Source organism: Streptococcus pseudopneumoniae (assembly GCF_001072665.1).
Classification (GTDB): domain Bacteria; phylum Bacillota; class Bacilli; order Lactobacillales; family Streptococcaceae; genus Streptococcus; species Streptococcus pseudopneumoniae_S.
The window spans coordinates 12,312-37,033 of the sequence record NZ_JVJI01000131.1; the positions used below are offsets into that span (position 1 = coordinate 12,312).

Sequence of the window (24,722 nt, forward strand, 5' to 3'; positions counted from 1 at the left end):
TGAATCAAGTCTTTTTTCTATCTTTTACTGCTATTTGTGATAAAATAGTATAGAACGATTTTTTACAATGAATGATAAAACAGAGGTAAATATGACAATCGGTATTGATAAGATTGGTTTTGCGACCAGTCAATATGTCTTGAAATTACAAGACTTAGCAGAAGCGAGGGGAATTGACCCTGAAAAATTAAGCAAAGGACTCTTACTCAAGGAATTGAGTATTGCGCCTCTAACTGAGGATATCGTGACCTTGGCAGCCAGTGCAAGTGACTCTATTTTAACTGAGCAAGAAAGAGCAGAAATCGACATGGTCATTGTGGCTACCGAGTCAGGAATTGACCAGAGTAAAGCTGCAGCCGTCTTTGTGCATGGTTTGCTGGGCATCCAGCCCTTTGCTCGTAGTTTCGAGATTAAAGAAGCCTGCTATGGAGCGACAGCTGCCCTTCATTATGCCAAATTGCATGTGGAAAATTCTCCAGAGTCCAAAGTTTTAGTTATTGCCAGTGATATTGCCAAATATGGTATTGAAACACCTGGAGAACCCACTCAGGGTGCTGGAAGTGTGGCCATGTTGATTACACAGAATCCACGCATTATGGCCTTTAATAACGACAATGTGGCTCAGACTCGTGACATCATGGATTTCTGGCGTCCAAATTACTCAACAACTCCTTATGTAAATGGTGTCTATTCTACCCAACAATATTTGGATAGTTTGAAAACGACTTGGCTTGAATACCAAAAACGCTTCCAGCTTACCTTAGATGATTTTGCTGCGGTTTGCTTCCACTTGCCTTATCCTAAATTAGCACTAAAAGGCTTGAAAAAAATCATGGATAAGAGCCTGCCTCAAGAGAAAAAAGACCTCTTGCAAAAGCATTTTGACCAGTCTATTCTCTACAGTCAAAAGGTGGGGAATATCTATACAGGGTCCCTCTTCCTTGGACTCTTGTCTCTCTTGGAAAATACAGATAGCTTGAAGGCTGGCGATAAAATTGCCCTTTATAGTTACGGAAGTGGGGCTGTAGCTGAGTTCTTCAGTGGTGAATTGGTTGAAGGATATGAAGCTTATCTGGATAAGGACCGTTTGAACAAGCTCAACCAACGAACTGCCCTGTCTGTTGCTGACTATGAAAAAGTCTTCTTTGAGGAAGTAGACTTAGATGAAACAAATTCTACCCAGTTTGCTGGCTATGAAAATCAAGATTTTGCCTTGGTTGAAATTGTTGACCACCAACGCCGTTATAGCAAGGTTGAAAAATAATGAAGATAAGTTGGAATGGATTTTCTAAAAAATCATACCATGAGCGCCTTGAGCTGTTAAAAGCTCAGGCGCTCCTTAGTCCTGAGACCCAAGCGAGTTTGGAGCAGGATGAACAGATGAGTGTGACTGTGGGAGACCAGCTGAGTGAGAATGTAGTGGGAACTTTTTCTCTGCCTTATTCGCTGGTCCCAGAGGTTCTCGTTAACGGTCAGGAATACACAGTTCCCTATGTGACAGAAGAACCGTCCGTGGTTGCTGCGGCCAGCTATGCAAGTAAAATCATCAAGCGAGCAGGTGGCTTTACTGCTCAGGTTCATCAGCGCCAGATGATTGGGCAGGTAGCCCTTTATCAAGTTGCTGAACCTGAACAAGCTCAAGAGAAGATTACAAACAAAAAGACTGAGCTCTTGGAACTTGCCAATCAGGCCTATCCTTCTATCGTCAAACGTGGAGGTGGGGCGCGTGATTTGCATGTAGAGCAGATAAAAGGCGAAACTGACTTTCTCGTTGTTTATCTCCATGTCGATACCCAGGAAGCCATGGGTGCTAATATGCTCAACACCATGCTGGAAGCCTTGAAACCAGTCTTAGAAGAACTCTGTCAGGGACAGAGTCTCATGGGGATTCTGTCAAACTACGCGACCGATTCTCTGGTGACAGCAAGCTGTCGCATCGCCTTTCGTTACTTGAGCCGCCAGAAGGACCAAGGACGAGAGATTGCAGAGAAAATTACGTTGGCTAGCCAGTTTGCGCAGGCTGATCCTTACCGAGCAGCTACTCACAATAAAGGGATATTTAACGGTGTTGATGCCATTTTGATTGCCACTGGTAATGACTGGCGTGCCATCGAAGCCGGGGCCCATGCCTTTGCCAGTCGAGATGGACATTACCAAGGTCTTAGCTGCTGGACGCTGGACCTTGAAAGAGAAGAATTGGTCGGTGAGATGACCCTGCCCATGCCTGTAGCGACCAAGGGTGGCTCTATCGGTCTCAACCCTCGTGTAGTCCTCAGTCATGAATTACTGGGAAATCCTTCTGCCAAAGAATTAGCCCAGATTATCGTGTCTATAGGACTTGCCCAAAACTTTGCAGCCCTCAAAGCCTTGGTGAGTACAGGGATTCAGCAAGGCCATATGAAATTGCAGGCCAAATCCTTGGCACTTCTCGCAGGTGCTAGTGAATCTGAGGTATCTCCCCTAGTTGAGCGCCTCATCGCAGATAAAACCTTTAACCTAGAGACAGCCCAGCGCTATCTAGAAAACTTAAGATCATAAAAAAACTCAGACGAATTGGTCTGAGTTTTCTTGTGCTTAAATACTTTTTCCTGGTAATAGGGTAACAGGTAAGAAGTAGCCTGTTGTTGCGACTTCCTTTCCTTCAATTTTCTGCAAGAGAAGATCAACAGTGAGTTGGGCAATCTCTTGCATAGGTTGCTTAATTGTTGTCAAATGAGGGTAGTAGTTCTCGATAAAATAGGTCCCATCGTAGCCGATGACTTTAAGCTCTTCTGGGACAGAAATGCCCAGTTCTTGAGCGATTTTAATGACCAGAATAGCTGTCAAATCATCCGAAGCAAAAATTGCATCTGGCTTTTGTCGAGTCAAGATATTCTTGATTTCCATTTCTTTTCTGACAGGAGAAAAGTCACTGGAAACATTGATAATAGGAGCTTTGGAGAGTACAGATGCAAAACCAGCATGACGCAATCCAGTTGGCGAGTTAGAATTGTCATTCCCAGTAATCATGATGATAGACTGGGCGCCTGTCTTGACTAAGGTCTGGGCTGCGAGAACCCCACCAGCATAGTTGTCAGAAGAAACGACAGGGATGTCTGGTGACAGATTGCGGTCAAAGGAAATAATTGGTGCCGTCACGCGATTGTAGTCTTCGATTCCCAAGTTGTGACTACCAGAAATGATGCCGTCCACCTGATTGGCTTCCAACATTTCGATGTATTCACGTTCCTTTTCAGAATCGTGCTCACTGTTGCAGATGATGGTCTTATAACCATTTTTGAAGAGTTGGTGTTCCAGCTTATCAATCAATTCTGCATAGAAAACGTTAGAAATATTTGGGAAAATCAGGCCGATTAACTTAGCCGATTTTCCTTGTAGACTGCGAGCTAGGTTGTTGGGTTTATAGCCCAATTCCCGCATGGCTTCATTAACCTTTTGAATGGTTTTTTCAGAGAGATAACCTTTTTTGTTGATAACCCGAGAAACGGTAGTAGGGCTGACGCCTGCAAGTTTGGCGACATCAGTTAGTTTTGCGACCATAATCTAATTCATAGTAAGTTCCAGTTGGGTTTCCAGATTTAATCAGGATACCATTTTGGTCCGCATGTGGGAAGACACGACCAGAAAATACTTTTTCTCCTTTATTGATGAAAATTTCAAAGACAGAGTTATCGATGAAGATTGTAGCAGTAGTAGCCTGGTTATCGATTGGGCAAGAACGAGTTGTACCAAATTCTTGGGCATACTGTTCTCCAGCCTGGCTACGATCTACTGTCACTTGACCATTTACAAGGTCAAAGTTGATGGAAAGTCCCTTGCCTTCTTTATCAGCAAGTAAGACAATCTCGCTCTGGCTATTAGCTTCCAAGTTGAGTTCGAGTTCGTAAGTGTTATTGGTTTGAACACGGTTTGAGAAGGCTTCTTCAGAAGCACGAAGGTCCTTGATAGTTGCGACTGGGTATTGGTAGAGTTTGCCGTCTTTGATAGTGAGTTCCTTGACCAAAGAGAAGGTTCCTTGGTGGTCAAAACGGTCAGATGGGTAAGAAACATCTGGCAAGCCAAGCCAGCTAACAGCTAGAGCATGTCCATCAGGAGCGTTGAAGGCTTGAGTTGCATAGGCTTCGAAACCATAGTCCATGTTTTGAAGTTGAGACACATCTACCATTTTGGCATTTTCAGGGTCAAAGGAAGCCCCAATCTTATACATATTTGGATAGATATTGTCATAGTCTAGAACATCTTTATCCAATCCTTGTGGGCAGTATAGAAGGACAGGTTGCTCGCCTACAAAGACCAGGTTTGGACATTCCATCATGTAGGCAGTGCGGTCGTTAGCAAAGTCAAGGTTGCCAACTGCTTGCCAGTTTGTGTAGTCGTTGTCAATAGCTTTGTAGAGACGGACGAAGCCTTTTTTCTCCAAGTCCTGTCCACCGACGATGGCATAATATTGACCTTTAAAGTTAAAAATTTGCGGATCGCGGAAGTGGTCAGTTGAGTCAGCAGGCTGGTCAATCAAGATCTTATCAATCTTTGTAATCTTGCCATCTTTGTCCATCAAAGCTCCAATCTGGTAAGGGTGACGGATCCAGTTTTCATCACGAACATTTCCTGTATAAAATAGGAACAAGCTATCGCCAAACTGCATGGCAGAACCAGAGTAGGCACCGTGGCTATCTAATGGAGTATCAGGTAAAACTTTGACTCCAGTTTCTCTAAAGTGAACTAAGTCCTCGCTTTCCAATTGAACCCAAGATTTCAAACCGTGGGCTGCACCAAAAGGAAAGTTTTGATAAAAAACAACCCACTTCCCATCAAAGTAGGAAAAGCCATTTGGATCGTTGAGAAGTCCTGTTTTTGGCTCAACATGGTAATGAGTATGCCATGGAGATTGTGCCATATTTTTCTTAATATTTTGAATTTCTTCTTGCGTCCAATCTTGATAGAGTCTGTAACGACGCTCAGTTGTCCATTCCATTCATTCATTCCTCCAAAAATCTTATCACTTATAATAGTAACCGTTTTCGGTTGAAAAAGCAAGTCTTTTATGTTAAAAAAGAGAAAAAACTGTCAAACGTTTATCACAAATCAAAACCAGAAAATCAATCAACTTTTCAAGAAAAGATGAAAGATAATGAAATAAAATCCTGATAACAAAGATTTTAAACTTATTTTTTCAAGGAATTCCTGATAAAATAGTCAAAAACAATCAATCTAAAGCGTGTCCACTAAGTGGATAGAATATTTTTCTGCAAAACGCTTGACATATTTTTAAAACATGATAAAATAATAGTCGTAAGGGCGGATAAAATCGCTTTCAAACAAGAACAAAATTTTATATAAGGAGATTTTTGCAAATGAACAATCAGGAAATTGCAAAAAAAGTCATCGATGCCTTGGGCGGACGTGAAAATGTCAACAGTGTTGCCCACTGTGCGACTCGTCTTCGTGTCATGGTCAAAGATGAAGGAAAAATCAATAAAGAAGTGATTGAGAACTTGGAAAAAGTTCAAGGTGCTTTCTTTAACTCAGGTCAATACCAAATCATCTTTGGTACAGGTACAGTTAACAAAATGTACGATGAAGTTGTTGCACTTGGTTTGCCAACATCATCTAAAGATGATATGAAAGCAGAAGCTGCCAAACAAGGGAACTGGTTCCAACGTGCTATCCGTACTTTCGGTGACGTTTTCGTTCCAATCATCCCAGTTATCGTAGCAACAGGTCTTTTCATGGGTGTACGTGGTCTATTGACTGCTCTTGGAATGACACTTCCAGCTGACGTGACAACTTACACGCAAATCTTGACAGATACAGCCTTTATCATCTTGCCAGGTTTGGTTGTGTGGTCAACCTTCCGTGTATTCGGTGGAAATCCAGCCGTTGGTATCGTTCTTGGTATGATGCTTGTTTCTGGCTCGCTTCCAAACGCTTGGGCAGTCGCTTCAGGTGGTGAAGTAACAGCTATGAACTTCTTTGGTTTCATCCCTGTTGTTGGTTTGCAAGGTTCTGTTCTTCCAGCCTTCATCATCGGGGTTGTCGGAGCTAAATTTGAAAAAGCTGTCCGCAAGGTTGTTCCAGATGTCATTGACCTCTTGGTAACGCCATTTGTTACACTTTTGGTCATGTCTATCCTTGGACTCTTTGTCATTGGACCGGTCTTCCACGTCGTTGAAAACTACATCCTTATCGCTACAAAAGCGATCCTCAGCTTGCCATTTGGTCTTGGTGGTTTCTTAATCGGTGGGGTTCACCAATTGATCGTTGTGTCAGGTGTGCACCACATCTTCAACTTGCTTGAAGTTCAATTGCTTGCTGCTGACCATGCTAACCCATTCAACGCGATCATCACAGCTGCTATGACAGCTCAAGGTGCTGCGACTGTTGCGGTTGGTGTTAAAACTAAAAATCCAAAACTAAAAACACTTGCTTTCCCAGCTGCTCTTTCTGCCTTCCTAGGTATTACAGAGCCTGCTATTTTCGGGGTTAACTTGCGCTTCCGTAAACCATTCTTCCTTTCATTGATTGCTGGTGCAATCGGTGGTGGATTGGCTTCTATCCTTGGACTTGCAGGTACTGGTAATGGTATCACCATCATCCCTGGTACAATGCTTTACATCGGTAACGGACAACTTGCACAATACCTTCTTATGGTAGCTGTATCATTCGTTCTTGGTTTTGCCCTCACTTACATGTTTGGTTACGAGGATGAAGAAGAAGTTGCTACTGAAGCGGCGACAGAACGTTTGGTTCAAGAAGAAACAACTGGCAACATTCCAGCAGCTCTTCAAAATGAAACACTTGTAACTCCTATCGTTGGTGATGTTGTTGCTCTTGCTGATGTCAATGACCCAGTCTTCTCAAGTGGAGCTATGGGGCAAGGTATCGCTGTGAAGCCAAGTCAAGGTGTAGTATATGCACCAGCTGATGCTGAAGTTTCAATTGCCTTTCCAACAGGACACGCTTTTGGTTTGAAAACAACTGATGGTGCTGAAGTTTTGATCCACGTTGGTATTGACACTGTATCTATGAATGGTGAAGGTTTTGAAGCAAAAGTTGCTCAAGGTGATAAGGTCAAAGCTGGCGATGTTCTTGGAACATTTGACTCAAACAAAATCGCTGCAGCTGGACTTGATGATACAACAATGGTTATCGTTACAAATACAGCTGACTACGCTTCAGTAGCTCCAGTCGCAACAGGTTCAGTTGCTAAGGGAGATGCCGTTATTGAAGTGAAAATCTAATCAATCCTCTCTAATGTGAAAACGAACAAATGACATGTTTGTTCGTTTTTGCTTGAATGGTAAGATTTACAGAGGAAAATCTAAAAAATAGAGAAATTTAGCCTTTCGAAATATGCTATAATAAAGAAAATAAAAACAAGAGGTTTATCATGACAAAATTATATGGAAGCTTGGAAGCGGGCGGTACAAAGTTTGTCTGTGCTGTCGGTGATGAAAACTTTAACGTTGTAGAAAAAACACAATTTCCAACAACAACTCCAATCGAAACAATCGATAAAACCATCGAGTTCTTCTCAAAATTCGACAACCTTGCTGGTCTTGCAGTTGGTTCATTTGGTCCGATTGATATTGATAAAAACTCAAAAACTTATGGCTTTATCACAACAACTCCAAAACCAAACTGGGCAAATGTGGACTTGCTTGGTGCCCTTCGTCGTGCCCTTAACGTGCCAATGTACTTCACAACCGACGTAAACAGCTCTGCATATGGTGAAGTGGTTGCCCGTAACAATGCTGGTGGCCGTATCGAAAACTTGGTTTACTACACAATCGGTACAGGTATCGGTGCAGGTGTCATCCAACGTGGTGAGTTTATCGGTGGTGTGGGTCACCCTGAGATGGGTCATTACTATGTAGCTAGACACCCAATGGATATTGAAAAAGAGTTTAAGGGTGTTTGTCCTTTCCATAAGGGATGTCTGGAAGGCTATGCAGCTGGTCCAAGTTTGGAAGCTCGTACAGGTGTTCGTGGGGAAAACATTGAACTTAACAACCCTGTTTGGGATGTTCAAGCCTACTATATCGCTCAAGCTGCGGTTAATGCGACAGTGACTTTCCGCCCAGACGTGATTGTCTTTGGTGGAGGGGTCATGGCTCAACAACACATGCTGGACCGTGTCCGTGAGAAATTTACATCTCTTCTTAATGGCTACCTACCAGTACCAGATGTGCGTGACTACATTGTGACGCCAGCAGTCGCAGGAAATGGTTCTGCCACACTTGGGAACTTTGTCCTTGCAAAAGAAGTTTCAAAATAAACTACAAAATCCGCTTGGGAAACCAAACGGATTTTTTATATGTCAAAGCATTTGCCAGAAAAAGTCGATTATATAGGTCAGACCGTAGGTATAAACCACGAGGGTAAAGGGTTTGGTCAGAATGATGATAATCATGTAGCGCTTGAAGGTCATTTTGGTCAGGGCAGCCAGCATACAGAGAAAGTCAGCCGGACTAATGGGCCAAATCATCATAAAGATAAAGAAACGGTCAAAACGATTTCCTTTATCCAACCAGCCGATATACTTGTCATAGGTACGCTTGCTGACGACAGACTGGACAAAGGCAGCCCCATAGAGGCGCACCAGATAAAAGATAATGGCACAGCCAATTACGATGCCGATATAGTTGTAGATAGTCCCGATGATGTGCCCGTAGATAAAGACGCCAGCCACCGAGGTCAAGGCCCCAGGAATGATAGGGACGACCGTCTGTAAAATCTGTAAAAAGATAAAGAGAGGTGGCCCCCAGATACCTGCCTGCTGGATAAAGGCAGAGAGGGTTTCCTTAGACTGTAAAATCCCAGCCTGATAAGCCCAAATACAGAAAATCAAACTCCCAACCCCACCGACAATCGATGAGATATTGATAACTTGCTGCAGAAGGGGAGAAACAGCTTTCATTTGTTTATCCTGTGACATGTAAACTCCTCATAGATAGTATAACTCTACTATATCATATTTTGGAGGAGAAAGGGGGAATGGATTGTTTTTGCTATGGGAAGAGTGATGGATTTTGAGTCTAAACATGCTATAATAAAGGGAGCAGACATGTAGCAAAGGAGAGAGTATGATACAGGTAAAACCAGAACTGGAGATAGAAAAACAACTGATCAGCCAACTGGTGACTGGGGAAAGTCAATGGACTTACAGAGATGACCTTAAAACTGAAGAGCAATTATGGGAAAACTTCTTTGAAAAGCTAGCCCAGAACAATGTGGCTCTATTGGCAGATCATCCCCTGACAGAACAGGAAAAACGCCAGATAAAGAATCAACTGAACTTTGTTAGCTACTATGATGCTGCCAAGTGGTTGGTTGGAGAAAATGGCATTGCCAAGGTTGAGGTTCAGAGAGAAGATGCTAGTTTGGGTACTATCCGTTTATCCGTTATCTGGCGAGACAATATCGCAGCTGGTAAGTCTAGTTATGAGGTTGTCAACCAAGTCGAGAGAGATAAGATAAATCCTCAGGATCAAGACCGCAGGCTAGATGTGACCCTCTTGATCAATGGTCTTCCCATGATTCAGATCGAGCTTAAAAGTCCCAGAGTTGCTTTTCTAGATGCCTTTCATCAAATCAAAAAGTATGATAGGGAAGGCAAGTTCCGTGGCATTTACTCTAGCTTACAGATGTTTGTTGTGACCAATAAAGTAGACACACGCTATATCGCGGCAGCTAGAGAAAATAAACTCAACAAGCAATTTCTAACCAAGTGGGTGGATAAGGACAATTATCCTGTGACAAACTTGACTAGCTTTGCCCACGAAGTCCTTTCTATCCCTCGTGCTCATCAGATGGTCATGCAATACTCGGTCCTTGATGATAGTAAGAAGGCTCTCATCCTTCTGCGTCCCTACCAGATCCATGCTATTGAGGCTGTTCAGGAAGCTTCTCGCCGTCAGGAGTCTGGCTATGTCTGGCATACGACAGGTTCAGGGAAGACCTTGACCTCATATAAGGTAGCACGGAATCTCCTACAAATCCCTTCTATTCAAAAGACAATCTTTGTCGTTGACCGCAGGGACTTGGATCAACAGACCACTTCATCTTTTCTCTCCTATGCGACCAATGATGTCATTGATATTGATGAGACGGATAATACCCATGATTTGGTCAAGCGACTAGGAAGCAATGATAAGCGTGTGGTGGTAACCACCATCCAGAAAATCACTACCATGATGCGCAAGTTTGAGCAAGGACTTTACCAGCGTGATGCGGACAAAATCAAGGGACTCCGAGTGGCCTTTGTCGTGGATGAATGCCATCGTGCCGTAACACCTCAAACACAAAAAGACATGAAGGCCTTTTTCCCACAGTCTCTCTGGTATGGTTTTACAGGCACACCTATCTTTAAGGAAAATAAACGCCAGCAAGTCGGCAATCTAGCCCAAACCACCCAGCAACAGTACGGTGACCGTCTCCATGAGTATACAGTCAAGGAAGCCATCCATGATGGAGCAGTTTTAGGCTTTAAGGTAGATTATCGCAATACCCTCATCACGGATAAGTCTGAAAATGATCTACCAGATACTGTGTATGAGAATGAGGAGCATATGCTGGAAGTCTTGGATGCCATTATCAATAAATCCCGTCAACAGTTAGGCTTCCAAAAAGGAGTTGGTAAGACCTACAATGCCATCCTGACCGTCAAGTCAATACCTCAAGCACAGGCCTACTATGACCTGCTCAGACGAGTCAAGGCTGGGGAGACGAGGGTCAAGGTGTCGGAGAGGGTTAAGCAGGTCCTTCCTGACTTTCCAAAGGCGACCATCACCTACTCCGTTACGGAGAATGAAGAAGAGTCAAGAGCCAACCAAGACCATATGAAGCAGGTCTTACTAGACTATAATCAAGAGTTTGATACCCACTTTACCATGGCGGATCTTCGTGGCTTTAATACGGATGTCAATAACCGTCTAGCTCGAAAGCAGGACAAATACCTCTATCGCAAGGAGCAGTTGGACTTGGTCATCGTGGTCAATCGTCTCTTAACAGGCTTTGATGCTCCTTGTCTATCAACTCTCTTTATTGACCGCAAACCCATGCAACCGCAGGACTTGATTCAGGCTTTTAGCCGAACCAACCGTATTTTTGACTCCAGTAAGACCTACGGTCATATCATCACCTTCCAAAAGCCCCTAGCCTTTAAGGAAGCAGTAGATAATGCCCTCAAGCTCTACTCAAATGGTGGAGAAAACGAGGTCCTAGCCCCAAGTTGGGAAGAGGAAAAGAGGAACTTTTTACGGAGTTGCAGTGATTTCCAAAATCTCATCACCGATGATTCTGAGGATGAACTCCAAATCGAGCAAATCTCTACACCTGAGTTGAGGAAACTAGCTAAAACCTATCAAGCCTTTGATAAATACTTAGCCTCTATCCGAGTGTACAAAGAGTATGATGAGGAAGAACTTTACAGTCAGACGGGACTTGATGGAGAGAAGTTGGAAAGGTATCTGGGCCTTTATCGAAATGTCCTTGCAGAATTAAAAAGCCGAGTAGAGGATGATGACGATGGAGAGCCACTTGATATCCACTATGAACTGGAATCTATCCAAGTGGACGAAATCAACTATGCCTATATCTTGACCTTGATCCAAAGCCTGATTGAGCAAGGTCAGAGTCAAGAAAAGAACCTAAGCGCTCAAGATAAGGAAGCCGTGGATAACTATATTCAGAGTCTTGAGAAGACCAATCCAAATCTTGCCCAGATCATCACTGAACTGTGGAGAGAGGTACAAGAGCATCCAGAAAGCTATCGTGGTCAGTCTATCGCAAATATCTTGGATCAGATGATAGAGGCTGTCATCCAGCAACATATCCAAGTCTTTAGCAAACGTTGGTATGTCGGAGAGGATGAACTCCGTTACTATGTCGAGCACTACCGCAAGGGAGCCAAGAAACAACTAGGAGAAAGCCAGTTGACCAAGAGCCAGCGCTATCAGGACTATAAGCTAGAGGTGGCAGATGCCCTCAATCCTCTCCTCTATAAAAAACAAATCAAGGAAGCCTATACCCAGCTAGTAGAGGAAGTCATTGAGCCATTGAGGGTTGGGAGATAGAATGTAATACGGAAAAATAATATGAAAATTAATAGTAATTCAATAAGAATTAAAGATGTTACAACTCATCTTGGAACATTTGATATTTCATCAAATAATAAACTAGAAGTTTTTTCTTTTATTATAAATGCAAATGATTTTGACTATAAAAACGCAACAGAACAATTATTAGAATCAGTTGCAGAGTTTGCTTTATCCAGAAAAATAAATAAAGAATATAAAGATAAGCCATTAGCTCTATCTAAAAAGGCTAGAGAAAAATTTAGGGATTATACAGAAAATAAAGGAGAGCTTGGAGAATTTTTTTTATATTGCTTTTTGGAAGGGCATCTTGGAGCGCCTAAAATTTTATCAAAGCTAGAACTTAAAACAGCTAAAAATATGTATGTAAATGGAGCTGACGGTTTACATTATTTAAAATTAGTTGATGGAAATTATCATTTAATTTTTGGAGAATCAAAGGTTGAGAAAAAATTAACCGATGGATTAAGACATGCTTTTGAGTCCATAAGTGATTTCAAAAAAGGTAAAAATAAAAAAGATAATGATAAAAGTGGAATAATGTTTGAGAGAGGGTTATTAAATTCAAATCTTGATAGAGAAATTGAAGATGAAAATGAGAAACTATTTTTAAAAAGTATTATTTATCCATCAACTAAGTCAGGTTTTTATGTAGATGATGCTTTTGGAATTTTTGTTGGATTTGAGTTTAACTATACTGATTTGCAAAAATTATCTAATAATGATTTTCGAGAAGTTATCAAAGACAAAATTATAGAAGTGACAAAAAAACAAATTAAAAATATTAACAAATATGTAGAAAATTATAAATTATTTGGACATACTTTTTACATTTATGTTTTACCTTTTGCTAATATTGAAGATGATAGGGAAATGATTTTAAAGGAGTTGTTAAGTTAATGAACTTTATAGAAGAGTTAACAGAAGAGGCACTTTGTGATGAATATTTAATTTATTTAATTACTAAAATTGAAAAGAGTTACGGTGAGTTTTTATTTAATAGTATTTGTAGTAGCAGTATAGATGAAAAAGAATTTTATGATTTAATGCGATTCACTGATATTCTATCTAGAAGTAATAATTCAAAGGCAAAAAATTTAGTTTTGAAGATTATAGCGCTTTGTAATGAACTGCCTAATATAAAAGAAAATCCTGATTTTAAAACTTTTGCTTCAAGTGCTTTGATAAAAATGGGAAATTTTCCATCTCTAAATATAGTAAATCCAGAAGGTGAAATGAATGATGAAATTATTGTTGATAAAGTAATAAAGGAAGTTTTTCAAGAGTCACCTAAAGAAGGATATATCTTTACAGATGCTCAATATAAGTTGTTTGAGAACTTAAAAGATAGTAATCATTACAGCTTTTCTGGTTCGACATCTTTTGGAAAATCTTTTGTAATTGAGTCGTTTATTAAATATATTATAGATACTAAAAACTCCAGTGAAAATATGGCTATCGTAGTTCCGACCAGAGCATTAATACATCAAGTGACCTTGAAACTAAAAAACGAACTAGGAAATGATAGCTATGAAATTATTTCTTATCCGCAAATACCATTACTGTACAAGAAAAAAGATAAGCGTTATATCTTTGTATTTACTCCAGAGAGGTTAATTTCATATTTTGCTGAAGTTTCTAATCCTTCCGTAGGATATTTATTTGTTGATGAAGCGCAAAAGTTGTTAAATGATGATACACGTGCACCACTACTATATCATTCTATTGCTCAAGCTAAAAGAAAAAGTGTTAACATCTATTTTGCTTCTCCTAATATTCTAAATGTAGAAGATTTTTTAAAACTTTTTGGTAGCAGTCAGGAAGAAAGTATGGCAATTGGTGAAAAATCAGTGACACAGAATAAATTTTTCATTGATTCATTTAATAAAAAATCTATAATGCTTTTAGAAGATCAAACAGAGTATGCCTTAGAAGGATTAAATTACTTTAAAACTGAAGATGCGAATATAAGAGAAATCCTTATAAAACTGGGAGGGAGTCATCAAAATATAGTATATTGTAACACTGTGAACTATACTTTAAAATTTTCAGTGAATTTTGCACAGAGTTTGCCAGATTTAAATAATGGGAAATTAGAAAAACTGATAAAAATAGTCTCTACAAGCATCCATAAAGAGTATTACTTGATAGATTGTTTACGCAAGGGGGTTGCTTATCATTTTGGAAATTTGCCACAGACAATTCGAGAAGGAATTGAGGAATTGTTCAAAGAAGGGGTTATAAAATATTTATTTTGTACATCAACACTTTTAGAGGGAGTGAATTTACCAGCCAAAAATATCTTTATTTTTTCCGAAAAAATAGGGCAACGAAAAATGGATGATATTGATTTCTGGAATTTGTCTGGTAGGGCTGGTAGATTGACTATAGATCTAAGTGGGAATATCTTCTGCTGTCATGTAGTTGATAAAAAAGGATATTGGAAAGATAGTGACTTTGCAATTTTAAAGAAAAGAACAATTGAACGAAAGACTCCTATATTATTAAAAAACAGCAATCGAAATTTCTATAAAAATATAAATAATGTATTGAATAATGCGCCGCTGACCAATAAGAATTTAACAGATTCTGAAAAGAAAATTTTGGAAATGTATTCGAATATACTTTTATATCAAGATATTGTTGAGAGTTCTTCAATTTTAAAAGATAAATTCTTAGAGAAAATAGGCGATAATGGTAGAAAAACGTTAAAGAAAAAACGTTCAGAATTAGAAGTTCCTGAAAAAATTATAGAACAGAGTATTAATATTAACCTAGACTCGCAAAATAAAATTTTGACTAGCTCAGCTACTGCTTTTCCAAATAGTTTTGACTATGATGCATGTTTTGAAATATTGAAAATACTATGTCAAAAATATGATTGGCTTTATTTAGAGAGCGGTGGGAATCGTCCATTGTTAAAAAAAGAAAGTCAACTTAAATATTTAGCTGCATTGATGTCAAATTGGATTAGCGGTATATCGCTCAATCAAATTATTAATTATATGACAAATTACTACCATAACAAAGGGAATCCCAGAGAGATAGAGATAGAAAAAAATCTCTACATTACTTTTGATAAATTTAATAGAGAACATATAAATGCGTTGATTAATCAAATTATTGGTGACATAAATACTAAAATTCAATTTAAAATAAAAAATTATATAACGAATTATACTCTATTACTTATTGAGAAAGGCATAGAGATTGATAGTGAGTGGTCTAATTATTTAGAGTATGGGACTACTGATCGTCAAGTGGTAGAATTGCAAAATTTAGGTTTTTCTAGAGCAACCTCCTTACTTCTTAAAGAAGAATTTATTGATCAATTTGTTTATAATGAGATAGGAGAAATTGTAGAAATAAAAGAGGAAGAATTGAAAAACGCCTTGGATTCAGAAAGATTTTCTGAGGAACTTCATGAAATCAGTAAAATATTGAGATGGGAGAAATGAAAAAATGAGTGTTCCTAGAATCAGAGTAGATGGTTTTAACAAGAATTTTGAAAAAAAAATATTTGGTGAAATTGTAAGGTCAGAAAGTACAAGAATGTATATTAAAAGTGTTGTAAGTGATTTAGGGAAGTATGAAGTCATACAACAAGGAGATATACCAATTTTAGGTTATTCTGACGACCGACCATTTGAAAAATACAAAAGTGTTATTCTTTTTGGAGATCATACTTTATCATTATATCGACCTAAGGCCCCTTTTCTTCTAGCTACTGATGGAATAAAAATTTTGCAATCAACTATCTTGAAAAGAGATTATTTGTATTACCTAACTCAAAATTATATTCCAAAAAGTCAAGGCTATAAGAGGCATTTTTCGGTCCTTAAACAAGTTTTTGTTAATTATTCGCGAGACTCTTCCGAACAATCCGCAATCGGCTCCCTCTTCCGCACCCTCGATGACCTTCTGGCTAGCTACAAGGATAATCTCACCAACTACCAATCTCTTAAAACGACCATGCTCTCCATGATGTTTCCCAAGAATGGACAGACCGTTCCGGAGATTCGTTTGGATGGATTTGAAGGTGAATGGAAGTTTATTAAATTGGGGGAAGCTATTTTAGAGGCATACCAAGGAATTAATACTGCTTCTGATAAAGTAGAGTATTCTATATCGGGGATTCCGATTTTACAGGCAAAACATATCACGAACGGACAAATCAATTATAGAGATACCCGCTATTTAGATATGGATATATACGAACACTACATCTCAAAATATATGCCTAAAAAAGGAGAAATTTTATTTGCAAATATTGGTACCATTGGACCATCTGTACTTGTAGATTCTGACGAAATGTTTTTAATTGCTTGGAATATTTTAAAAATGAGTATCAAAGATAATTATTCATCTTTGTTTATAAAAATAACTTTATCTTTACTAGATTCTAAATATATTTTTGAAAGAATAACAACTGGAAATGCTACTAAATTTATTAATAAAGATGAGATAATGGATATTAGAATTAGTGTTCCTTCCATAGAAGAACAACAAGCCATCGGTGCTTACTTCTCAAACCTCGATAAACTCATCAACTCTCATCAAGAAAAAATTTCTCAGCTTGAGACTTTGAAAAAGAAACTCTTGCAGGATATGTTTATATAGATGATTAGTGATAAATTTTAACAATTATATTTAAAACTTTAGAAAGAAACATTATGGAAACAACACAAACTTCCCAGTCGCTCTACCAAGCCCTGTGGAACTCAGCGGATGTTCTCCGCTCTAAGATGGATGCTAATGACTACAAGTCCTATCTCTTGGGCATGGTCTTTTATAAGTATCTGTCAGACAAGATGCTCTTTTTCGTGGCGGAGACTATGGAGGAGGGGAGTGAGAGTCTAGAGGCTGCCCTTGAGGTCTATCGTAACTACTATGAGGATGCGGACACCCACGAGGATCTTCTTGCAGTGATGAAGGACGAACTCAACTATAGTATCAAGCCTGAGTTGACCTTTACGGCTCTAGTAGCACGTGTCAATGAGGGAACTTTCCAGCTGGAAGATTTGGCTCAGGGTTTTCGTGATATTGAGCAGAGTGATGAACTCTATGAAAACCTCTTTGAAGATATTGACCTCTATTCCAAAAAGCTAGGGGCGACTCCGCAAAAGCAAAACCAAACGGTGGCGGCAGTTATGAAGGAGTTGGCTGTGCTAGATGTGGCTGGTCATGCTGGTGATATGCTGGGAGATGCCTATGAGTATCTGATTGGTCAGTTTGCAACTGACTCGGGTAAGAAGGCTGGTGAGTTCTATACACCTCAGCCTGTTGCCAAACTTATGACTCAGATTGCCTTTTTGGGTCGTGAGGACCAGCTAGGCTTTACCATCTATGATGCGACCATGGGGTCTGGCTCTCTCTTGCTCAATGCCAAGAAATACTCTCATAAACCGCAAACCGTTGTCTATTTTGGTCAGGAGCTCAATACCTCAACCTATAACTTGGCTCGGATGAACATGATTCTACACGGTGTTCCTGTTGAAAATCAATTTCTCCACAATGCCGATACACTGGATGAAGACTGGCCGACTCAAGAACCGACCAACTTTGACGGTGTTCTGATGAACCCTCCATACTCAGCCAAGTGGTCTGCTAGCTCTGGCTTTATGGCGGATCCTCGTTTCTCTCCTTTTGGGAAACTGGCACCCCAGTCCAAGGCTGACTTTGCCTTTCTTTTGCATGGTTACTACCATCTCAAGCAGGATAATGGGGTCATGGCTATCGTTCTTCCCCATGGTGTTCTTTTCCGTGGCAATGCGGAGGGAACCATTCGCAAGGCCTTGTTAGAAGAAGGAGCTATTGACACGGTTATCGGTCTTCCAGCCAATATCTTCTTTAATACCAGCATTCCAACTACGGTTATCATTCTCAAAAAGAACCGTACCAATCGTGATGTCTACTTTATCGATGCTTCTAAGGAGTTTGATAAGGGGAAAAACCAGAATATCATGACGGATACTCATATCGATAAGATTTTGGAAGCCTACAAGTCTCGTGAAGAGATTGACAAGTTTGCCCATCTGGCAAGTTATGAAGAAATCGTTGAAAATGACTATAACCTCAATATTCCTCGCTATGTAGATACCTTTGAGGAAGAAGAAGTCGAACCACTGACATATATCGTCAGCAAGATTAACACAACAAATGAAGCAATCCAAAACCAAACCGCTTCCCTACTCGAAATGCTCGGTCAACTACATGGAACCACACCAGAAGCCGATGCTGAGCTTAAAGAGTTTTTGAAAGAGTTTAAAGGGTGATGAGAGTAATTGATTCGCTCATATTTAAGATAAAACTTTATCTAGGCTGATATAGTTGTATTTTCTAACATTAGCGAGGAGGGGCTTTCTTCAAGCTCGATAGAACGGAGAACTGTGAACTTGTATAACGAGCTTAAAAATTTAATATGGTAGAATAGAGTGTATAGATTTTACTTGAAGCTTTGTTTAGAAAGGAAAACCATGACACCGACCTATGAAATTGATAATCCCAGCCTCTCTTATCAGACCAAATTAGACCTATGGGAAACGGGATTTGGTTTACAAAAGGTAGATGATTTAGAGCCGTCGTCGTATATGAGAGAGCTAGCAGAGCAAAATTCTCAAGGAAAGTTGACTTATCAAGAAGTTTATGATCAAGTAACGGCTTATCACCAAGAGACGGATGATAGCACAAGAGAAGCAGACCTTGTTGCTATGAGAATTGTGGAACTCTTGTCCTCTAATGCCTTTAAATTTGCTCCAACAACATTGAAAGTGATTCATAGAGAGCTTTTCTTTGGTCTCCTGCCACAAGGCATTCCCTTGGGAGAATACCGCTCTTATAACATTACAAAAAGTGAGGCTGTTTTAAACGGAGACAGTGTCATATATGATGATTTTCGCACGGTAGCAGATAGTTTGACCTATGATTTTCAGCAGGAAAGTCAATTTGACTATCGAGGAAAATCTGATATTGAAGTAGTGCAACATATTAAGACTTTTATTTCAGGTATTTGGCAAATTCATCCTTTTGGAGAAGGAAATACTCGAACCATAACAGTATTTTTGATTAAGTATCTTAGAACTATGGGATTTCAGGTAGACAACAAACCCTTCCAAGAAAATGCAAAGTATTTTCGAGATGCTCTTGTTCTTGATAATGCAAAGTTATTCCAGAAAAAAACAGAATATCTGGAACGATTTTTTGAAAATCTCTTATTAGCTGGGCAACATGATTTAGAAATAGACTAAAGAGATGAATGGTTTATTGTACATTTTGAGTTAGAAATTATTCCACCTTTTGAAGATGGGAATGGTCGTATGGGGTGAGTTGGTTAGAGTCTTATCTTGAAGAGCATTATCAGATAACAAATGCAGTGGTACAAGAATTGACAGGATTGAGTGCAGCAACCATTTGTCGTTATCTCCAACTATCTGTAAACCAAGGTTTATTAGAAAAATCAGGAAGTACAAAAAACACTATTTATTCGCTCATATTCCGCTCATTTTTAAGATACAACTTTGTTTCCATATTTCCGGGGAACTAGTAGAAAGTAAGGAGAAATATGGAAACTAACAACCAACGTGCACTTTGCCAGCAACTCTGGGCTCAAAACAAATACCTCGTTTTGAGTCATTCTAGCAATATTTACAATGAGATTCGTCAGTATCTCAAGAATGAAGAGGTGGAGGTGAGTCAGGTTCAGGAGATGATTGACCGTGCCTGCCAGATTCCAGAACACAGGGGTCAGGTTTGCAATGCCTTTCAGCATATTTGGGGATATTTCAAGAAGAAAGCAACGGAGACTGAACGCAAGGATTTTATGTTTTTACTGGAGCGTTATCACTCTGGTCATGCCACCAAAGAAGAGTTAATTGCTAAGACGAGAGATTTGCTTGAATGTTACCCAAATGCTTATCTGCAACATTCTACCTTGTTGAAAGGAGACTCCCATGAGACTTTGGCATGAGGCTTTGATTTCACAGCTTCCTCGTCCCCAACTCTTGGGGCAACATCGAGAATGTTGCGCCCTGCGTGGCAATGGCTGGGGCAGAAAGCATGCAACGGTGGACTATGTCTTTACCCACTCGCCCTATCGACTCTATGCCTATCATGACTTGATCATGGAGGAGATGGCTAGCCGTGGCTACAATGTCAGTCCAGAGTGGTTGGATAAAAACTATCGTGGTAAGACCTGCCCTTCTTATGAAGATTTACCTGAGGAGACTTTGACGAGCCCTATTTACAAGGAGCACGATGCTACCTACTATGAGGAGTGTCTGGCAAATCTCCGAGAGAAGGGGATTGAGCTGGAGTAAACGTAAGGATTGCCTTCAATTTATAACTCTTCTCGTAATTTTTTCGAATAATAAAGATGAGACCTTTAGAGTTTTTCTAAGGTCTTCTTTTTATGAGTGTCCAGATGTACTTTTAATAACTTTTGAGTTATAATATTAAAAAAGCCAAGCGTGAACTAAAGGACTTAAAAGAAAGAGGGTTAAGTGATGAAGAATAGTGCTATTGGGAGTAACTGGAAGGATGTCAGGTCTCAACTCTTCACCAAGGAGGAAATCCTTGAAAGTGATATGCGGGTGGCAATCATGAGTGAATTGATTGAGGCTAGACGTGAGCAAGGAATCAGTCAGAAAAAGCTAGAAGAACTCAGTGGAGTGAGCCAGCCTGTCATAGCTAGAATGGAAAAAGGCAAGACTAGCCCCCAGTTGAATACGGTATTGAAAGTCTTAGCCAGTTTAGGAAAGACACTAGCAGTCGTCCCACTTGAACAGAGGAAAAGCTGACTAGAATCAGTTATAGTCTTTTCTAATAACAAGCCATAGTCACTTATAAGAATTACTAATAACGCGTTTGAGCATTCTAACCGGAATACGCCCATAAAACAAGCTATACAAAGGATTTGAGGCATTTGTTTCAAGTCTTTTTCTTTTGTCTAAAACAGAGATATAGTTTCAAACTATATCAAAGCCTAATTTTTTACAATTATACAGACGCATTCTTTTCTGTTAAGATAGTTTCAACAACAAATTTTGGAGGACACATCATGTCAACTACAATCATCGGTTTCCCTCGTTTGGGCGAATTCCGCGAATTAAAATTTACAACTGAAAAATACTTTAGAAAAGAAATCTCAGAAGAAGAACTTTTGGCAGCAGCAAAAGACTTGCGTGCTAAACACTGGAACATTGTCAAAGAAAAAGGCATCACTGAAATCCCATCAAATGACTTTTCTCACTATGACAACTTCCTAGATGCAGCTTTCCTTTTCAACGTGGTGCCTGCTTCAGTTCAAAACTTGGACTTGTCTGACCTTGAGCGCTACTTCGCTTTGGGACGTGGTTACCAAGGAGAAAAAGGGGATGTTCGCGCTCTTCCAATGAAGAAATGGTTCAACACCAACTACCACTACATTGTGCCTAAATTTGAAAAAGACACTCAAGTTAAACTTGCAGGTCACAAGATTTTCGATGAGTTCCAAGAAGCAAAAGAACTTGGATTGAACACTCGTCCTGTTCTTGTAGGTCCATTTACTTTCCTTCAATTGTCAGACTTTGAAGAAGGCGTGAAAGCAGAAGACTTCGTAGACAGCTTAGTGGCTGCTTACCAAGAAGTTTTTGCAAAATTGGCTGAACTTGGTGCGACTCGTATCCAATTGGATGAAGCTGCTCTTGTCAAAGATTTGACAGCTGAAGAAAAAGCTCTCTTCTTGAACCTTTACAATAAACTTTTGGCTGACAAAAAAGGTCTTGAAGTCTTGCTTCAAACTTACTTCGGTGACGTTCGTGACGTTTACGCTGACCTTGTGAAATTGCCAGTAGATGCTATCGGTCTTGATTTCGTTGAAGGTAAGAAAACTCTTGAATTGGTTAAAGGTGGCTTCCCAGCTGACAAGACTCTTTATGCAGGTATTGTCAATGGTAAAAACATCTGGCGCAACAACTACGAAAAGAGTTTGGCTGTTCTTGAGCAAATTCCAGCTGAAAACATTGTCTTGACAAGCTCATGCTCACTTCTTCATGTGCCATTTACAACTGCTAATGAAGAATTTGAACCAGCAATCTTGAACCACTTTGCCTTTGCAGTTGAAAAATTGGATGAGATTCGTGATTTGGATGCTATCCGCAATGGCCAAGGTGAAGAAGCACTTGCAGCTAACAAAGAACTCTTTGCGACTGAGCGTGTGGGTGAAAATGCTGAACTTCGTGCGCGTATCGCTGGCTTGACAGACGCAGACTACACTCGTTTGCCAGCCTTTGCAGAACGTGAAGCTATCCAAGAAGAAGCTTTCAAACTTCCAGCTCTTCCAACAACAACGATTGGTTCATTCCCTCAAACAAAAGAAGTTCGTGCGAAACGTTTGGCTTACCGTAAAGGTGAATTGTCTCAAGAAGAGTACGATGCTTTCCTTGCTGAAACAATTGACGAATGGATCAAATGGCAAGAAGATATCGACTTTGATGTCCTTGTTCACGGTGAATTTGAGCGTAACGACATGGTTGAGTACTTCGGTCAAAACTTGTCAGGTTACCTCTTCTCTAAAAATGGTTGGGTACAATCATACGGTATGCGTGGAGTTAAACCACCAATCATCTGGGGTGATGTAACTCGTCTTAACCCTATCACTGTGAAATGGTCTAGCTATGCACAAAGCCGTACAAACAAACCTGTTAAAGGTATGTTGACTGGACCTGTTACCATCCTCAACTGGTCATTCCCACGTGAAGACATCTCTATCAAGGATTCAACTCTTCAAATCGCCCTTGCTATCAAGGATGAAGTGCTTGACCTTGAAGCTGCTGGTGTGAAAATCATCCAAATCGACGAGGCTGCTCTTCGTGAGAAATTGCCGCTCCGTCGTAGCGACTGGTACGAAGACTACCTTGACTGGGCAATTCCTGCCTTCCGCTTGGTACACTCAACAGTAGCGCCAGACACACAAATCCACACTCACATGTGTTACTCAGAATTTACAGATATCATCCCAGCTATCGACAACATGGATGCGGACGTTATCTCATTTGAGGCAAGCCGTTCAAACCTTGAAATCTTGGACGAACTCAAAGCGAAAAACTTCCAAACAGAAGTAGGACCTGGGGTTTACGATATCCACTCACCTCGTGTACCAAATGAAGGCGAAATCGACAATACAATCGAAGCTATCCTTGCTAAAGTGCCAAGCAAGAAAGTTTGGATCAACCCTGACTGTGGTTTGAAAACACGTGGTATTCCAGAAACAAAAGAAAGCTTGATCCGCCTTGTTGAAGCAGCTAAAGCTGCGCGTGAGAAATTGTAAGATAGGATTTCTCAAGAAGCGCTGTTTGGTCAATCTGCCTGTTTCACTTGGATTCTAGGAATCCAGCTAACGAAAAAATCAACTAGAAAAGGATAATGACTATGTCACGCCAAACACCGTCACTCTCATTTGAAGTGTTCCCTCCAAATCCAGCCGTGGGTAATGATAACATTATTTCTGCTCTTCAAGATATGCAGGAGTTGGCTCCCCACTTTATCAGTGTAACTGCCAGCAATAATAAATTTAATATCAAGGAAACGACGGTTCGTTTGGCTGACTTTATCCAAAATGACTTGGCGATTCCGACTATTGCTCACTTGCCAGCTATCTATCTGACCAAGGACAAGGTTGCTGAAACTATTGCAGACTTGGACAAGGTTGGGGTGCAGAAAATCTTAGCTCTTCGTGGGGATATTATTCCAGATGTGGAACCACAAAAGGATTTCCGCTACGCAACTGACTTGATCGAGTTCATCAAGGAACAAGCCCCTCACTTTGATATTGTCGGTGCTTGTTATCCAGAAGGTCATCCAGATTCACCAAATCAGATTTCAGATATTCAAAATCTTAAGAAGAAAGTGGATGCAGGCTGTTCAAGCCTTGTAACTCAGCTTTTCTTTGACAATGAGCGCTTCTATGATTTCCAAGACAAGTGTATCTTGGCTGGGATTGATGTTCCTATTCATGCAGGGATTATGCCAATTCTGAATCGAAATCAGGCTCTCCGTCTCTTGAAGACTTGTGAGAATATCCATCTTCCACGTAAATTCAAAGCCATTTTAGACAAGTATGAGCATGACCCTGAGTCGCTCAGAGCAGCAGGACTTGCCTATGCGGTGGACCAAATCGTGGACTTGGTAACTCAGGATGTTGCCGGTGTGCATCTCTACACTATGAACAATGCAGAAACAGCAAAATACATCCACCAAGCAACACATGCCTTGTTTAATCACCAGTCTCTAGGATAATAAAAAGCAAACCATTCTTCTCAGGTGAGGGGAATGGTTCCTTTTTAATGGTAAAGGCCGCACTTTTTAAGAAAAATATGATAAAATAGACTCTGTACGTACTTGATACAAAGATGAGGGTATAAACAGATTTTTAACTATTCAAATCAAAGTATCTAATAGTTGAACACGGGCTAAATCCCTAGTGAAAAAGATAGATTTCCTAGTGTGCATCGCACACTGCGTCAATCGAATGCTATCTTGAGTAATTGAACCCGGCCGAAAAGCTGTGTAAAAAAGATAAACTGTCTTGTCTTCATCGAAGACTTCGTCAGTTTCCTATTTTTACTTTGCTTTTGACGTCCTTGGTAT

Annotated in this window: 18 protein-coding genes; 15 read left to right on the plus strand and 3 right to left on the minus strand. The window is 40.1% G+C overall.

Annotation, left to right across the window (positions count from 1 at the left end; all coding sequences use genetic code 11):
• Nucleotides 1-91 precede the first annotated feature (91 nt).
• The gene (locus tag ADH52_RS09455) at nucleotides 92-1,264 is read left to right on the plus strand and encodes a hydroxymethylglutaryl-CoA synthase (protein WP_049488453.1); all 1,173 of its coding nucleotides are present in this window, start codon (nucleotides 92-94) and stop codon (nucleotides 1,262-1,264) included.
• Entirely contained in the window at nucleotides 1,264-2,538 is a 1,275-nt protein-coding gene (locus tag ADH52_RS09460) for a hydroxymethylglutaryl-CoA reductase, degradative (protein ID WP_049488373.1), read from the plus strand. Before ADH52_RS09455 ends, ADH52_RS09460 begins: the two co-directional genes overlap by 1 nt.
• A 36-nt stretch (nucleotides 2,539-2,574) precedes the next feature.
• Here ADH52_RS09460 and ADH52_RS09465 read toward each other — a convergent pair whose 3' ends face one another.
• Nucleotides 2,575-3,540, minus strand: a complete 966-nt coding sequence (locus tag ADH52_RS09465; protein WP_049488370.1) for a LacI family DNA-binding transcriptional regulator — start codon at nucleotides 3,538-3,540, stop codon at nucleotides 2,575-2,577.
• Nucleotides 3,521-4,975 carry a sucrose-6-phosphate hydrolase gene (locus tag ADH52_RS09470; RefSeq protein ID WP_049511031.1) on the minus strand — a complete coding sequence of 485 codons (1,455 nt, stop codon included), beginning with the start codon at nucleotides 4,973-4,975 and terminating at the stop codon, nucleotides 3,521-3,523. Before ADH52_RS09470 ends, ADH52_RS09465 begins: the two co-directional genes overlap by 20 nt.
• Before the next feature lie 379 nt (nucleotides 4,976-5,354).
• Between ADH52_RS09470 and ADH52_RS09475 the strand changes: the two genes are divergently transcribed.
• Both ADH52_RS09475 and scrK read left to right on the plus strand, forming a co-directional pair.
• Nucleotides 5,355-7,241 (plus strand): sucrose-specific PTS transporter subunit IIBC, encoded by a 1,887-nt coding sequence (locus ADH52_RS09475; protein ID WP_049511032.1) that lies wholly within the window; start codon nucleotides 5,355-5,357, stop codon nucleotides 7,239-7,241.
• A gap of 149 nt (nucleotides 7,242-7,390) precedes the next feature.
• Nucleotides 7,391-8,278 carry a fructokinase ScrK gene (gene scrK / locus ADH52_RS09480; RefSeq protein ID WP_000164310.1) on the plus strand — a complete coding sequence of 296 codons (888 nt, stop codon included), beginning with the start codon at nucleotides 7,391-7,393 and terminating at the stop codon, nucleotides 8,276-8,278.
• A gap of 42 nt (nucleotides 8,279-8,320) precedes the next feature.
• Here the strand turns inward: scrK and ADH52_RS09485 are convergent, their stop codons facing one another.
• Nucleotides 8,321-8,938, minus strand: coding sequence for a TVP38/TMEM64 family protein (locus ADH52_RS09485; RefSeq protein WP_049511033.1), 618 nt, complete (start codon nucleotides 8,936-8,938; stop codon nucleotides 8,321-8,323).
• A gap of 148 nt (nucleotides 8,939-9,086) precedes the next feature.
• Between ADH52_RS09485 and ADH52_RS09490 the strand changes: the two genes are divergently transcribed.
• From ADH52_RS09490 to metF, 11 genes are all read left to right on the plus strand, one after another.
• The gene (locus ADH52_RS09490) at nucleotides 9,087-12,077 is read left to right on the plus strand and encodes a type I restriction endonuclease subunit R (protein WP_049511034.1); all 2,991 of its coding nucleotides are present in this window, start codon (nucleotides 9,087-9,089) and stop codon (nucleotides 12,075-12,077) included.
• Between the two features lie 21 nt (nucleotides 12,078-12,098).
• The gene (locus ADH52_RS09495) at nucleotides 12,099-12,998 is read left to right on the plus strand and encodes a HamA C-terminal domain-containing protein (protein WP_049511035.1); all 900 of its coding nucleotides are present in this window, start codon (nucleotides 12,099-12,101) and stop codon (nucleotides 12,996-12,998) included.
• The gene (locus ADH52_RS09500; RefSeq protein ID WP_049511036.1) at nucleotides 12,998-15,556 is read left to right on the plus strand and encodes a DEAD/DEAH box helicase; all 2,559 of its coding nucleotides are present in this window, start codon (nucleotides 12,998-13,000) and stop codon (nucleotides 15,554-15,556) included. The genes ADH52_RS09495 and ADH52_RS09500 overlap by 1 nt, the downstream gene beginning before the upstream one ends.
• Nucleotides 15,557-15,560: 4 nt before the next feature.
• Nucleotides 15,561-16,718, plus strand: a complete 1,158-nt coding sequence (locus ADH52_RS09505) for a restriction endonuclease subunit S (RefSeq protein ID WP_049511037.1) — start codon at nucleotides 15,561-15,563, stop codon at nucleotides 16,716-16,718.
• Nucleotides 16,719-16,771: 53 nt separating this feature from the next.
• Complete coding sequence (locus tag ADH52_RS09510) at nucleotides 16,772-18,373, plus strand: type I restriction-modification system subunit M (protein WP_049511038.1); 1,602 nt, start codon at nucleotides 16,772-16,774, stop codon at nucleotides 18,371-18,373.
• 201 nt (nucleotides 18,374-18,574) lie between these two features.
• Nucleotides 18,575-19,345, plus strand: a complete 771-nt coding sequence (locus ADH52_RS09515) for a Fic family protein (protein ID WP_049511039.1) — start codon at nucleotides 18,575-18,577, stop codon at nucleotides 19,343-19,345.
• 314 nt (nucleotides 19,346-19,659) lie between these two features.
• Entirely contained in the window at nucleotides 19,660-20,064 is a 405-nt protein-coding gene (locus ADH52_RS09520) for a YbgA family protein (RefSeq protein ID WP_049511040.1), read from the plus strand.
• On the plus strand, nucleotides 20,048-20,413 hold the full coding sequence (locus tag ADH52_RS09525; RefSeq protein ID WP_049511041.1) for a TIGR02328 family protein: 366 nt from the start codon (nucleotides 20,048-20,050) through the stop codon (nucleotides 20,411-20,413). Before ADH52_RS09520 ends, ADH52_RS09525 begins: the two co-directional genes overlap by 17 nt.
• Before the next feature lie 186 nt (nucleotides 20,414-20,599).
• Nucleotides 20,600-20,893, plus strand: a complete 294-nt coding sequence (locus ADH52_RS09530) for a helix-turn-helix domain-containing protein (RefSeq protein ID WP_049511042.1) — start codon at nucleotides 20,600-20,602, stop codon at nucleotides 20,891-20,893.
• A 260-nt stretch (nucleotides 20,894-21,153) separates the two neighbouring features.
• Nucleotides 21,154-23,403 (plus strand): 5-methyltetrahydropteroyltriglutamate--homocysteine S-methyltransferase, encoded by a 2,250-nt coding sequence (metE, locus tag ADH52_RS09535; protein WP_049511043.1) that lies wholly within the window; start codon nucleotides 21,154-21,156, stop codon nucleotides 23,401-23,403.
• A 101-nt stretch (nucleotides 23,404-23,504) separates the two neighbouring features.
• Nucleotides 23,505-24,371, plus strand: a complete 867-nt coding sequence (gene metF, locus ADH52_RS09540; protein ID WP_000089967.1) for a methylenetetrahydrofolate reductase [NAD(P)H] — start codon at nucleotides 23,505-23,507, stop codon at nucleotides 24,369-24,371.
• The last annotated feature ends 351 nt before the right edge of the window (nucleotides 24,372-24,722 follow it).